This is a genomic window from Acidovorax cavernicola (assembly GCF_003581445.1).
Genome location: NZ_QXMN01000028.1, coordinates 40,501 through 53,450 on the forward strand (window position 1 = coordinate 40,501; position 12,950 = coordinate 53,450).

The 12,950-nt window shown below is 70.2% G+C and carries 13 protein-coding genes; 7 read left to right on the forward strand and 6 right to left on the reverse strand.

Annotation, left to right across the window (positions count from 1 at the left end; translation table 11 throughout):
- Positions 1-3: 3 nt before the first annotated feature.
- Together D3H34_RS20680 and D3H34_RS20685 are read right to left on the reverse strand one after the other, a co-directional pair.
- Entirely contained in the window at positions 4-462 is a 459-nt protein-coding gene (locus D3H34_RS20680; RefSeq protein WP_119556125.1) for a CopD family protein, read from the reverse strand.
- Between the two features lie 55 nt (positions 463-517).
- Positions 518-1,495: a LysR family transcriptional regulator gene (locus tag D3H34_RS20685; RefSeq protein ID WP_119556126.1), complete on the reverse strand. Its 978-nt coding sequence runs from the start codon at positions 1,493-1,495 to the stop codon at positions 518-520.
- Between the two features lie 112 nt (positions 1,496-1,607).
- Between D3H34_RS20685 and D3H34_RS20690 the strand changes: the two genes are divergently transcribed.
- From D3H34_RS20690 to D3H34_RS20715, 6 genes are all read left to right on the forward strand, one after another.
- A complete protein-coding gene (locus tag D3H34_RS20690) occupies positions 1,608-2,957 on the forward strand; it encodes a DUF3100 domain-containing protein (RefSeq protein ID WP_119556127.1) in 1,350 nt (449 codons plus the stop codon).
- A gap of 25 nt (positions 2,958-2,982) precedes the next feature.
- Positions 2,983-4,152 (forward strand): M20 aminoacylase family protein, encoded by a 1,170-nt coding sequence (locus tag D3H34_RS20695; protein ID WP_119556128.1) that lies wholly within the window; start codon positions 2,983-2,985, stop codon positions 4,150-4,152.
- Between the two features lie 4 nt (positions 4,153-4,156).
- A complete protein-coding gene (locus D3H34_RS20700) occupies positions 4,157-5,542 on the forward strand; it encodes an L-serine ammonia-lyase (RefSeq protein ID WP_167481248.1) in 1,386 nt (461 codons plus the stop codon).
- A 106-nt stretch (positions 5,543-5,648) separates the two neighbouring features.
- The gene (locus D3H34_RS20705; RefSeq protein ID WP_167481245.1) at positions 5,649-6,743 is read left to right on the forward strand and encodes a serine hydrolase domain-containing protein; all 1,095 of its coding nucleotides are present in this window, start codon (positions 5,649-5,651) and stop codon (positions 6,741-6,743) included.
- A 25-nt stretch (positions 6,744-6,768) separates the two neighbouring features.
- Positions 6,769-7,599, forward strand: a complete 831-nt coding sequence (locus tag D3H34_RS20710) for an isocitrate lyase/PEP mutase family protein (protein ID WP_119556131.1) — start codon at positions 6,769-6,771, stop codon at positions 7,597-7,599.
- A complete protein-coding gene (locus D3H34_RS20715; protein ID WP_167481246.1) occupies positions 7,547-8,206 on the forward strand; it encodes a uracil-DNA glycosylase family protein in 660 nt (219 codons plus the stop codon). Before D3H34_RS20710 ends, D3H34_RS20715 begins: the two co-directional genes overlap by 53 nt.
- Here D3H34_RS20715 and D3H34_RS20720 read toward each other — a convergent pair.
- A complete protein-coding gene (locus D3H34_RS20720) occupies positions 8,169-9,827 on the reverse strand; it encodes a hypothetical protein (protein ID WP_119556133.1) in 1,659 nt (552 codons plus the stop codon). The two genes, D3H34_RS20715 and D3H34_RS20720, sit on opposite strands and share 38 nt — an antisense overlap.
- 64 nt (positions 9,828-9,891) lie before the next feature.
- Positions 9,892-10,086, reverse strand: coding sequence for a YjiS-like domain-containing protein (locus D3H34_RS20725; RefSeq protein WP_119556134.1), 195 nt, complete (start codon positions 10,084-10,086; stop codon positions 9,892-9,894).
- A 90-nt stretch (positions 10,087-10,176) separates the two neighbouring features.
- Here D3H34_RS20725 and D3H34_RS20730 point away from each other — a divergent pair, with 90 nt between their 5' ends.
- The gene (locus D3H34_RS20730) at positions 10,177-11,067 is read left to right on the forward strand and encodes a LysR family transcriptional regulator (protein ID WP_119556135.1); all 891 of its coding nucleotides are present in this window, start codon (positions 10,177-10,179) and stop codon (positions 11,065-11,067) included.
- A 14-nt stretch (positions 11,068-11,081) separates the two neighbouring features.
- Here the strand turns inward: D3H34_RS20730 and D3H34_RS20735 are convergent, their stop codons facing one another.
- Together D3H34_RS20735 and D3H34_RS20740 are read right to left on the reverse strand one after the other, a co-directional pair.
- On the reverse strand, positions 11,082-11,735 hold the full coding sequence (locus D3H34_RS20735) for an ANTAR domain-containing response regulator (RefSeq protein WP_205736777.1): 654 nt from the start codon (positions 11,733-11,735) through the stop codon (positions 11,082-11,084).
- 60 nt (positions 11,736-11,795) lie between these two features.
- Complete coding sequence (locus D3H34_RS20740) at positions 11,796-12,950, reverse strand: transporter substrate-binding domain-containing protein (RefSeq protein ID WP_119556137.1); 1,155 nt, start codon at positions 12,948-12,950, stop codon at positions 11,796-11,798.

Genomic DNA, 12,950 nt, shown 5'->3' on the forward strand with positions numbered 1-12,950 from the left:
GCGTTAGCCGCCGCGACCGATCACCGCCACACCGAACACCACCACGCCCAGCGCGAGATTCAGCGTCACCAGCTGGCGCACGGTATTGAGCCGCGCCGCCGCCACGGGCCAGGCGCTCTCGTCCACCGCACGACGCAGCGCGCGGAACACCGAGGCGCGGATGTACACATAGACCGCCGCCATCACGAGCGCGATGCCCATCATGGCCTCGACGCGCCAGTGCACGGCGCGAAAGCCGCCGGTCGCCAGGATCATCGCGAAGCCGGTCACGAACAGCAGCGTGACGGAGGCGTCCACCCCGACGAAGAAACGCCGCAGCGTCGCGGCCATCATGCGCAGGCGCAGCGGCGGCTCCAGCGTGGCGACGGCGGCAGGGCGCACGGCGAAGTGCATGACGGCCATGCCGCCGACCCAGAAGGCGGCGCACAGCAGGTGAATGAAGAGCGGGGCGAGGTAGGACATGGGGTCCGATCAGAACACCGAACCGGCCGCGCATGCAACGCAAGGCCCCATGAATTCAACCTGCCGCGCCGCGTCCGCGCGCCGTCGTGCGGGGCTTGCCGGGGCCCGCTCCCGCCACCGAATCCGCATACCCCTTCATGTCCGCCACCACCTGCCGCAGCAGCGCCGCCGCGGCCGGCGGCAGCAGGCGGCCGTGCCGCGACACGATGTGCGAGCGCCCTTGCGACAGCAGCGGGTTCTTCATCGGCAGCTCGACCAGCGCCGGATGGTCGGCGTTGGGCGTGAGCGAGATGCGCGTGCCCAGCGTGTAGCCCAGGCCCGCCGACACGAAGTGGCCCAGCGCGCTGAACGAGGTGGTGGTCAGCAGCGCGGGCAGCCGCACGCCCTCGCTGATCTCGGCCGCCTCGATGTGCTGGCGCACGCCGAAGTTGCGGTGCAGCGTGGCGCCGGGGTAGGGCAGCAGGTCGGCCAGCTTCAGCGGGCGGTCGAGCTGCGCGAGCGGGTGCGAGCCCAGCACCATGGCCTGGATCGGCTGCGCGTGCGACTGGTGCGAGGTGAGCCGCTCGTCCTTCGGCGGCTGGAACAGCATGCCGATGTGGGCGCGCTCCTCGATCACGCGGCGCACGATCTCGTCGGTGCTGGCCACGTCCAGGTTCACCGTGATCTTCGGGTGGCTCGCCATGAAGATGCGCAGGCTGCGCCGCATGAGCCAGTCGACATAGCCTTCGCCGGCCACGATGTCGATGTGGCCGCTCTCGATCTTGCGAATGCTGTCCATCTGCGCCAGCAGGTGCTGCCTTTGCCCCTGCTGGCGGCGCACGTAGCCGGCCAGCAGCTGGCCCGCGTCGGTGGGCACCACGCCGCGTCCGTGGCGCTCCAGCAGCGGCAGGCCGCATTCGGTCTCCAGGATGCCGATGGCGCGGCTCACGGCCGAGGGGTCCATGTCGAGCACGTCGGCCGCACCGCGCACCGAGCCGCTTTCGAGCACCTGCATGAAGTAGCGCACCCGGCGGGTGTCGAGCTTGTCGTCCATGGCGCTTGTCTCCGAGTGTTGCATTCAATGCAACGAATATCCTTATTTGCGGTCATTGATGCAAGGGGCAGGGCGCTCCACACTCGCCGGCACCCTCGAAAACGCCCCATCCATGACCTCCGCCGCCTCCACGCTCGCCGCCGCCGCGCCGTCTTCCGCCGCCGGCAAATTCAAGCTCCTCGTCGTCACTCTGGTCCTCGTGGCCGTGGCGGAACTCATCGGCCCGACGCAGTTCAGCGTCGGCCCCGGCAAGGTGGTGCTGCTGCCGATGCTGTGGGCGCTGCTCATGGCCGCCGCCTGGGGCATCGCGCACCGGCGCGTGCCGGGCGTGGCGCGCGTGGCCACGGCGCAGCAGTCGCTGGCCGGCGGCCTGCTCAACGCGGGCCTGCTGCTGTTCGTGGTGAAGCTGGGCCTCACGGTGGGCGCCGCGCTGCCGCAGGTGAAGCAGGCCGGCTGGGCGCTGCTGTTCCAGGAGTTCGGCCATGCGCTGGGAACCCTGGCGCTGGGCCTGCCGCTGGCGCTGCTGCTGGGCATCAAGCGCGAGGCCGTGGGCGCCACCTTCTCGGTGGGCCGCGAGGGCAACCTCGTGATCATCGGCGAGAAGTACGGCATGGCCTCGCCCGAAGGCCGCGGCGTGCTGGCCGAATACATCACCGGCACCGTGCTGGGCGCGCTCTTCATTGCGGTGCTGGCCGGCTTCATCGCCAGCCTGCACATCTTCGACCCGCGTTCGCTGGCCATGGGCGCCGGCGTGGGCTCGGGCAGCCTGATGGCGGCGGCGCTGGGCGCCATCGCCGCGCAGAGCCCGGCCGAGATGCTGCCGCAGCTCACGGCGATCGCCGCCGCGTCGAACCTGCTGACCACCGTGGCCGGCTTCTACTTCACGCTGTTCCTGTCGCTGCCGCTGTGCTCGTGGCTCTACGGCAAGCTGGAGCCGGTGCTGGGCCGCTTCTCGAAGCATGGCGCGCAGCAGGGCGCGGCCGTGGATGCGGGCGCGAACGTTTCCAGCGCCGACGTGGGGCACGCCGCGCCGCTGTCGCTGCGCGACACGCTGCTGGCCTGGCTGGTGGTGGGTGGCGGCGTGCTCATCGGCAATGCCGTGACCTACAAGGTGCCGGTGCTGGTGTCGCTCGAAGGCATGCTCGCCGTGGTGGCGATCGCCGGCGCCGTCGAAGCCATCAAGCGCTTCGTGCCGCGCCTGCCGATGGTGCTGGTGCTCTCGGTGGTGGCCACCGTGGTCGGCATTCCGGGCCTGTTCCCGTTCTCCGACGCGCTCATCGCGCTCACCGCCAAGCTCAATTTCCTGGCCTTCACCACGCCGGTGCTGGCGCTGGCCGGCTTCTCGGTCGCGAAGGACCTGCCGGTGTTCCGCCGCCTGGGCTGGCGCATCGTGGTGGTGTCGCTCACCGCCACCGCCGGCACCTTCCTCGGCGCCACGGTCATCGCCGAGTTCTTCCACTGATTCCATCCCACGAGAGATCCACCCCATGTACCGCGACCCCGAGATTGCCGAAGACACCCGCGCCCGCATGCTGAGCTGGCGCCGCGACATCCACGCCAACCCCGAGACCGCCTTCGAGGAACACCGCACCGCCAACGTGGTGGCCAACGCGCTGATGCTCATGGGCCTGCCCGTGCACCGCGGCCTGGCCGGCACCGGCGTGGTCGGCACGCTGAAGAACGGCGAGGGCCCCAGCATCGCGCTGCGCGCCGACCTCGACGCGCTCAACATGCAGGAACTCGGCACGCAGCCGCATGCCTCGAAGTGCGTCGGCAAGATGCACGCCTGCGGCCACGACGGCCACACGGCGATGCTGCTGGGCGCGGCCGAGCACCTGTCGCGCCACAAGCCGTTCCAGGGCACGGTGCACTTCGTGTTCCAGCCCGCCGAGGAGAACGAGGGCGGCGGCCGCGTGATGGTGGAGGAGGGCCTGTTCGATCAGTTCCCGGCCGACGCCGTCTACGGCATGCACAACTTCCCCTCGCTGCCGCGCGGCAAGTTCGCGATCCGCAAGGGCACCATGACGGCGTACCTCGACACCTTCGAGATCGTCATCACCGGCAAGGGCAGCCACGGTGCCATGCCCGAGACCGGCATCGACTCGGTGGTGGTCTCGGCGCAGCTCATCAACGCGCTGCAGACCATCGTGAGCCGCCGCACCGGCGCCACCGATGCGGCCGTGGTCAGCGTCACGCAGATCCACGGCGGCGACACCTGGAACGTCATTCCCGAGACCGTGGTGCTGCGCGGCACCGTGCGCACGCTCGACGCCGGCATCCAGGACAAGACCCAGGCCGCCATGCAGCAGATCTGCGACGGCGTGGCCGCCACGCACGGCGCCAAGGTGGCGCTGGAGTACCGCCGCGGCTACCCCGGCGTGGTGAACACGCCGGTCGAGACCGACGCGGCCATCGCGGCGGCGGCCAGCCTGGTCGACATCGAGCAGGTGCACACCGACATCCCGCCGGCCATGGGCTCGGAAGACTTCGCCTTCATGCTGCAGAAGCGCCCCGGCGCCTACATCGGCATCGGCGCGGGCGAGGGCCCGAACGACCCGAACGTGCACAACCCGTACTACGACTTCAACGACAACATCCTGCCGCTGGGTGCGGCCTATTGGGTGGCACTGGTCAAACAGCAGCTTCCGGTCGCATGATGCGCTGATGCTCTCCGCCTTCGACATCTTCAAGATCGGCATCGGGCCGTCCAGCTCGCACACCGTCGGGCCGATGCGCGCGGCGCTGCAGTTCGCGCAATCGCTCGAACGGCGCGGCCTGCTGGCGCAGGTGGCACGGCTGCACGTGGACTTGTTCGGCTCGCTCGGCGCCACCGGCCACGGCCACGCGACCGACCAGGGCGTGATCCTGGGCCTCTTCGGCGACGCCCCCGACACCGTGCGGCCCGAGACCGTGCAGCCGCGCCTGGAGGCGCTGCGCCGCACCGGACAGCTGAGCCTGCTGGGCACCACGCCCATCGCCTTCGACCGCGTGCGCGACATCGCCTTTCGCGGCGAAGAGTCGCTGCCCGAGCACCCGAACGCCATGGGCTTCACCGCGTTCGCGGCCGACGGCGGCGTGCTCGCCGAAGGCACCTACTTCTCGGTCGGCGGCGGCTTCGTCGTCGAAGGCGGGCAGGCGGTGGCGCAAACCGCCGCGGCGGCCGCCGCCGTGCCGCATCCCTTCACGACCGGCGACGAACTCATGGCGCAGTGCCGCGCGCACGGCATCTCCGTGGCCACGCTGGTGCTGCGCAACGAATGCGTGTGGCGGCCCGAGGCCGAGGTGCGCGCGGGCCTGCTGCGCATCTGGCAGGTGATGCGGCAGTGCGTGCAGCGCGGTTTCGGCATCGACAACCCGCTGGCCGCGCAATCGCTGCCCGGCCCGCTGCGCATGCGCCGCCGTGCGCCCGAGCTGCACCGCGAACTGCTGGCGCAGGCCGGCGCGGCCGATCCGCTCGCGGCCATGGACTGGGTCAACGCCTTCGCGATGGCGGTGAACGAAGAGAACGCCGCCGGCGGCCGTGTCGTCACCGCGCCCACCAACGGCGCGGCCGGCGTGGTGCCCGCCGTGATGCACTACTACGAGCGCTTCGTGCCGCAGGCGAGCGACGAGGGCATCGTCGACTTCCTGCTCACCGCCGCGGCCATCGGCATGCTCTACAAGACCAACGCCTCCATTTCGGGTGCCGAGGTCGGCTGCCAGGGCGAGGTCGGCGTGGCCTGCTCGATGGCGGCCGGCGCGCTGGCTGCGGTGCTCGGCGCCACGCCCGCGCAGGTCGAGAATGCCGCAGAGATCGGCATGGAGCACAACCTGGGCCTGACCTGCGACCCGGTCGGCGGCATGGTGCAGATCCCGTGCGTGGAACGCAACGCGATGGGCGCCGTGAAGGCCATCAACGCGTCGCGCATGGCGCTGCGTGGCGACGGCAGCCACTACGTGTCGCTCGACGCCGTGATCCGCACCATGAAGCAGACCGGCGAGGACATGAAGGCCACCTACAAGGAAACCTCGCTGGGCGGACTGGCTGTGAACGTCGTGGAGTGCTGAAGGCGCGAGGCTGCGTCAGAATGCGAGGCTCGTCGCGCCGGGCCCCGCAGCCCCCAGGTTCCCACGTCGTTTCCAAGGCGCACGACTTTCAGGAGTCGAGATGCCCATGGCCGGTCTTTCGCGCTGTCTCTTGCCCGGCGCGTTTCGCAAGGCACTGTCTGCCGTGCTGCTGTGTGCCGCGCACGCCGTGCCCGCGGCCGGCGTGTTCCCCGCCGGGCAGTGGGCCACCCCGAACGCGGCGGAGCCCAGCCGCTGGTCCGAAGCGAAGCTCCAGGTGGCCGATGCGTTTGCCGCATCGATCAAGTCCGACGCCTACCTCGTGATCGACAAGGGCGTGCTCGTGCATGCCTACGGCGACATCGACAAACCGATGAACCTGGCCTCGGTGCGAAAGAGCGTACTGAGCGTGCTCTACGGCATCCACATCGGTCGCGCAGAGATCGACCTGGACCAGACGCTGGGCCAGCTCGGTATCGGCGACAAGGACGGGCTCAGCGACACCGAGCGCACGGCCACCGTGCGGCAGCTGATGCAGTTGCGCTCCGGGGTCTACCATCCGGCCGCCTACGAGACCGACGAGGCCAAGGCCGAGCGGCCGGCCCGGGGCAGCCATGCCCCCGGTGCGTTCTGGTACTACAACAACTGGGACGCCAACGTGCTGGGCACCATCTTCGAACGCCGCACCGGACGCAGCGTCTTCGAGGCGCTGAAGACGGACCTGGCCGAACCGCTGCAGTTCCAGGACTTCCGCTATCCGCAAGACACCGAGTCCAGGCTCGAACGCAGCTCCGAACATCCGGCCTATGTGATGCACCTGTCGGCGCGCGATCTGGCCCGCATCGGCCTGCTGATGGCGCGCGACGGCATGTGGCAGGACAAGCGCATCGTCCCGGCCGGCTGGGTGACCGAAAGCACCACCTCGTACACGACCGTCGGACCGGGCTGGAGCGGCTATGGCTATCTGTGGTGGGTGCCGCTCAAGGGCTTCCCGTTCTGGCAGCGCGGGCCCCACCAGTTGCTCCTGGCCGTGGGCACTGGCGGCCAGTTCATGATGGTCGATCGCAAGCGCGACCTCGTCGTGGTGCACCGTGTCGACAACAGCAAGGGCTGGCTCCGACGCAGCGAGGTCCGTGTCGACCAGTTCGCCGTGCTCGCGTCACACATCCTCGCGGCTGCTCCCGTTGCCGCAACCCCTCCCTGAACACTGAAGGAAAGATGAGGCTTCCATGACCCGCTCCATCGCGCAGAAGCGCGCCGCCTTTCGCGCGCTTCACACCCAAGGCTGCTTCGTCATTCCCAACCCCTGGGACACCGGCAGCGCGCGCTACCTCGAAGGCCTGGGCTACAAAGCGCTGGCCACCACCAGCTCGGGCTTCGCGTGGTCGCGTGGCCATGCGGACGGGGCGCTGTCGCGCGACCAGATCCTCGCGCACCTGCGTGAACTCGTCGCCGCCACCGACCTGCCGGTGAATGCCGACTTCGAGAACGGCTTCGCGGCCGACGCACAAGGCGTGGCCGAGAGCGTGCGCCTCGCGGTCGAGACCGGCGTGGCGGGCCTGTCGATCGAAGACTCGACCGGCAACCCCGACGACCCGCTGTTCCCCATCGACGTCGCGGTCGAGCGCCTGCGCGCCGCGCGCCGGGCCATCGACGCCACGGGCGGCGACACGCTGCTCGTGGGCCGCGCCGAGAACTTCTTCGCCAACCGGCCCGATCTCGACGACGCCATCGCGCGATTGCGCGCCTACGCCGAGGCCGGCGCCGACTGTCTCTACGCGCCCGGCATCAAGACACGCGAGCAGATCGCGGCTGTGGTGGCTGCTGTCGCACCGAAGCCGGTCAACCTGCTGGTCGGCGGCATCAGCGAGCTCACGATGGCGGACATCGCCGCGCTCGGCGTGCGCCGCGTCAGCGTGGGTGGCGGCATGGCGCGCGCGGCCTGGGGCGGCTTCATCCGCGCCGCGCGCACGTTGGCCGAGCAGGGCCGCTTCGACGGCTTTGCCGATGCCACCGCGGGCACCGAGCTCAACGCTTTCTTCAAGCCGTTCGCAAGCTGAGGCCGTGGAGGCGCTGCTCGCCGAGATCCGCGCCTGCCGCGCGTGCGAGGCGCACCTGCCGCTCGGGCCGCGTCCGGTGGTGCAGGCGAGTGCCAGCGCGCGGCTGCTGATCGTCGGCCAGGCTCCCAGTCTCACGGTGCACCAGACCGGCCTGCCGTGGAACGACAAGAGCGGCGACCAGCTGCGCCGCTGGCTCGGCATCGACCGCGCCGTGTTCTACGACGCATCGCGCATCGCGATCGTGCCCATGGGCTATTGCTACCCGGGCCGTGGCAAGAGCGGCGACCTGCCGCCGCGCAAAGAGTGCGCGCCGCTGTGGCACGACCGCCTGCTGGCGCAGATGCCGCACATCGCGCTCACGCTGCTCATCGGGCAGTACGCGCAGCGGCACTTCCTGGGCAAGACCGCGCGCGGGGGCGTGACGGAGACGGTCGAGGCCTTCGCCGACTACGCGCCGCGCTTCATCCCGCTGCCGCACCCGTCGCCGCGCAACACCGCCTGGTTCCAGCACCACCCGTGGTTCGAGCGCGACGTGCTGCCGGTGCTGCGCAAACGCGTGCAGCAGGCGTTCAGCGCGCCTTCTTTCGAGGGGCCGACGGCCGCCTAGGCGGCTTCGCTTCGAGCACCAGCTCGGCCGGCAACGCATCGTTCCACGACTCGGTGAAGTAGGCGCGGTCGCTCGGCACCAGCTGCGGCAGCACTTCGCGCAGCAGGTCCAGCGAGCGCTCGGCGGCCTTCAGGTCGCCCGCATGCGCCGCGTACCAAGCGTGCTCGAACAGCAAGCTGCCTTGTTGCAGACCGGGGTAGCGGCGTCGCCCGGCCTGGTGATCGGCCAGCCGTGCCTGCGCCACGTCGACCCAGCGCGCGGGCCAGTTCGCGGCGTCGAAGGCATCGGCGAGCGGGCCCGCGAGCTTCGAGACGGCGGCCGGGTCGAGCGGCTTCTGTGCGCGGAACTGCGCCAGCGTGGGCTGCTTGTCGGGCTTGCAGTGGCCGCGCGCGATGCGCATCAGGTAGATCGCGTTCCATGCGGAGCGGCCCTGTCCGTCGGTGTGGCCGCACAGCCATTCGCTGAAGGCGATCCATTGCACCGCGCGGCGCGTGGTGTCGGCAGGGCCGTCGTGGGCGAGGGCGGGCAGGTCGGACAGCCCCACGCGGTCGAACAGCCACGCGGCCATGCCCATGTTGGCTGCCACGTGCTGCGCGGCGTCGAAGGAGTGCGATTCGAAGGCCGCCGCCAGCGCCTCGCCGAAGCGCTGCAGCGACTCTTCGGCCAGCGCGGCGGCGGCGGGGCGGTCGTCGGCGGCCAGCGCCAGTGCGCGCGAGCGGCAGGCCAGCGCCCACAGGTTGCACCATTCGAAGCGCACGTCGGGGTGGTGGCGCAGCACCAGCGCGCGCGCCGGGTCTTCGGCCATGCCGCCCAGCAGCGACTGCGCCAGCGGCAGGTCGCGTGCGGTGTAGGCGCACCAGGCCGAGACGATGCACTCCATGGCGCCGAGGTAGTCGTTGCCCGCCACGTGGTGCGCGAGCCGCTGCTTCTTGAGCGCCTGCAGCCGCCGGCGCGCCTGTTCGTTGTCGCCCAGCCGGCGCCACAGCATGGCCTCGTTGAGCGTGACCAGCGCGCGCTGGAAATCGCTGGCGGCCAGCGTGCCGGCCAGGCGGATGGCTTCGAGGGCGCTGCCTGTGCCGTTGCTGCCCGCGACCGGCGACATCAGCCGGCCTTGCCGCGCGGCTTGCTGCGAAGCGACGAGCTGCTCCCAGAAGGCCGCGTCCTGCAGGTGCACGGCGTCCGGTGGCGTCATCGCGCCGGCCGTCTGCGGCTTGCGCGCGCGCAGGCCGAGGAAGGAGGCCACCTCGGCGGCGGTGGCCGGCCGGTCTTCGACGAGCAGGCGCAGGCGTTTCGCCTCGGCGGCCGGCAGCCAGAACGGGCCCTGGCTGCGCCGTTCGGCATTGAGAAAGCGCGGTTCGCGCTGGAGGTCTTCGCCCCAGCCGACGTCCAGGCCCCAGGCCTTGAAGTCGCGGAAGGCGCGGCTCACGACCATGCGCAGCGTGCTGGCGTCGGACACCTCGCCGCGCAGGTCGGCCAGCCGCACGACGCCGCCGCCGTGGGCATGGGCGTGCTGCATGCGCACCAGCAGCCACAGCGACTGGAAGGCTGCGCGCCGTCCGTCGACGGACTGCGGGGAGGTGAGTTCGATGGAAAGAAGGGCAGGGGCGGTGGTGGAGGGCACGCCCCGGATTGAACCTCAAATCGCGCGCGCCTTCCTGAAGAAAGCGCGAGCGGGGTTCAGTGAGTCAATAGCGGTTGCGGTCGACCAGCTCGGGCACTTCGCTGCGGCCGATGCCGAGGTCGCGAAGGTCGTGGTCGCTCATGCCGGCCAGCAGTTGCACGTCGTCGCGGGTGCGGCGGCGTGTCACGGCGCGGCGGCGCCAGTTGTGCAAGGCATGCAGCAGGCGTTGATGAAAAGACGTGGGCTTCGGCGCGGTCACGATGGGCTCCTGGTTGGGGTGCGCTCATCTTCCGGCGGCTCGTGATATTGTGGAAGTTGAGATTTCTGACCCCTTCAATCAGCATTCCTGATGCGACAGCTCAACCTCGACCAACTGCGCACCCTCATCGCCATCGCCGACCTGGGCACCTTCTCGGCGGCGGCGCAGGCGCTGCACCTGGCGCAGCCCACGGTGAGCCTGCACATCAGCGAACTCGAAGCGCGCCTGGGCGCGCAGCTGGTGGTGCGCGGCAACCGCCGCGTCACGCCCACGGCGGCGGGTGCGTCGCTGGTCGAGCGCGGGCGCAAGCTGCTGCGCGACACCGACGAGGCGGTCGAGGCCGTGAAGCGCCAGGCCGAGGGCCGCACCGGCCGTGTGCGGCTGGGCACCTCCACCGGCGTGGTGGTCGACCTGTTGCCGCAGGTGCTCGAGGCGCTGGGCGTGGGGCATGCGGGCATCGACGTCGAGGTCAGCATCCTCGGCTCGTCCGAAGCGATGGCGCGGCTGGCGGCGGGCACGCTCGACATCGGGCTCGTCGCCATGCCGCAGCCGCCGCTGAACGACCTCGTCGTCACGCCGTGGCGCACCCAGCCCATGATGGCCTTCGTGCCGCCGCGCTGGCAGGCGCCCAAGCGGGCCACCCCGGCCTGGCTGGCGGCGCAGCCGCTGATCTTCAACGACGCCACCACGCACATGTACCGCCTGTCGATGGAGTGGTTCGCGGCGGCCGGCTTCGCGCCGCGCGCGCGCATCGAGCTGAACTACGACGCGGCCATCCGCAGCCTCGTGGCGGCGGGCTACGGCGCGGCGTTGCTGCCCTTGCAGCAGACCACCGACGCCGCGCTCAACGAGCGCATGCAGATCCTGCCGATCACGCCCAAGCTCACGCGCCGCCTGGGCATCGCGCACCGGCAGCGCGCCACGCTCGATGGCGTCACGCAGAGCGTGCTGAAAGTGCTGACGACATTCCGCCAGCTCTGAGCTCCGAGTAGCGCTCAGCCCGCTCCGGGCTTGTTGCCGCGCGCGCCGAGCGACAGGATCTCGTTGGCATTGACGATGGCTGCGGCGATGTCTTCCATGGTGGTGCGCTTGCTCATGGCCTGTTCGCGGATCAGGTCGTGCGCCTGGCCTTCCGACACGTCGTGCGTCTTCATGAGGATGGTCTTGGCCTCGGCCAGCTGGCGCACGCCGAGCAGCTTGGCTTCGGTCTTGCGCAGGCGCCGCGCGAGCGAGCGGCTTTCCTTGTGCGCCTCGCGCGCGACCACCAGCGCCGACAGAAGCCCGAACGAGCGCACCGGCGACGGCAGCACGGCCTTGGCGCCGATTTCGAGCACGGCCTCGACGATGGTCGGGTTCTCGTAGGTCACGACCGCGATGACGGCCGGTGCGTCCTCGCTCTGGGTCCACTCGAAACGCAGGTTGATGAAGTCGGGCCGCACGGCCATGAAAGCCACGTCGATGCCCTCGGGCAAATGCTGCACGGGCGGCCAGAAGGCCTGCACCTGGCAGCCGATGCGCTGCAGTTGCTGGGTGAGCTGTCGGCCGTCCGCGTCGTCGGGGTGGATCACCGCGATCTTCAGCAGCCGCAGCTCCTTGAGCTGTGGTGGCGTCACCCGCAGGGTGTGTCGCTTGGGGGCGTTGCCGTCCACGCTCAGGCCTTTCGCGCGACGTGGGGGAACGCAGGCGTTCCAGGAGTGCGGGCCGTCATCCTAGAGCTCCAGCGTGTCGAGCTTGGCCGTCCAGTCGCCCAGCGAATGGGTGACGAGGTACGGGTCCGGGTACACCGCGCGCGTGGCCTGCCGGACGATGGTGAACTGGCCTTGCGCATCGACCCGGCCGATGCGCGGGTACAGGCAGGTGTGGTGGTTGGTCGGGTCGATCTTCACGCGGCCCTGCGGCGCATCGAACTCGCTGCCCAGGATGTGCGGCAGGATCTCCGCGATGCCGTCCGTGCCCGCCTGCCGGAAGGCATTGGCGAAGATGTGCATCTGGAAGTACGAGGCCTCCCAGCACAGGTTGGGCACGCAGCCGTCGCCGAAGCGCGCGCGCAGCCGTGCCAGGCAGCGCTGGTTGGCGGGCGAATCGATCGACTGGAAATACGGCGCCGCCGTGAAATGCCCCGTGGCCACGCCCGGGCCCATCTGCGAGATCTCGGCCTCCGAGGTGGTGAGGCTCGAGATGGGCATCGTCTTCGGGTCGAAGCCGGCCTCGGCGTACGCGCGGTACAGGCTGGCGGTGGAATCGCCCACCACCGTCGAGAAGATGAAGTCGGGCCGCTTGTCGCGGATGTCGTCCATGATCGCGCGGTAGTCCTTCTCGGTGGCGTCGAGCGCCACGTAGCGCTCGCCGAGTTTCTCGCTGCCGGGGCGCTGCATCACCAGCTCGCCCATGATGCGGTTCGACTCGTAGGGGTAGATGTAGTCGGAGCCGATCAGGTACACGCGCGAACCGAAGTTCGTGGTCATGAACTCGGCCAGCTGCACGCTGTTCTGGTTGGGCGCGGCGCCCGTGTAGATCACGTTGCCCGAGTACTCGAAGCCTTCGTACAGCGTGGGGTAGAACAGCAGCTTGTTCCACTTCTCGATCACCGGGATCACGGCCTTGCGGCTGCTCGACATGTAGCAGCCGAAGATCACGTTCACGCGGTCCTGCACGATCAGCTTCTCGGCCAGCTGGGCGTAGCGCACGGGGTTCGATTGCGGGTCGTAGCGCACGGCCACGAGTTCGCGGCCGTCGACGCCGCCGGCCGCGTTGATCTCCTCGATGGCCAGCAGCGCGCCCTGCAGCTGCGACAGGCCGATGGTCGAGGTGACGCCGGTCTCGGAATACAGAATGCCGACGCGAAGAGGGTCCCTGTCAGCCAC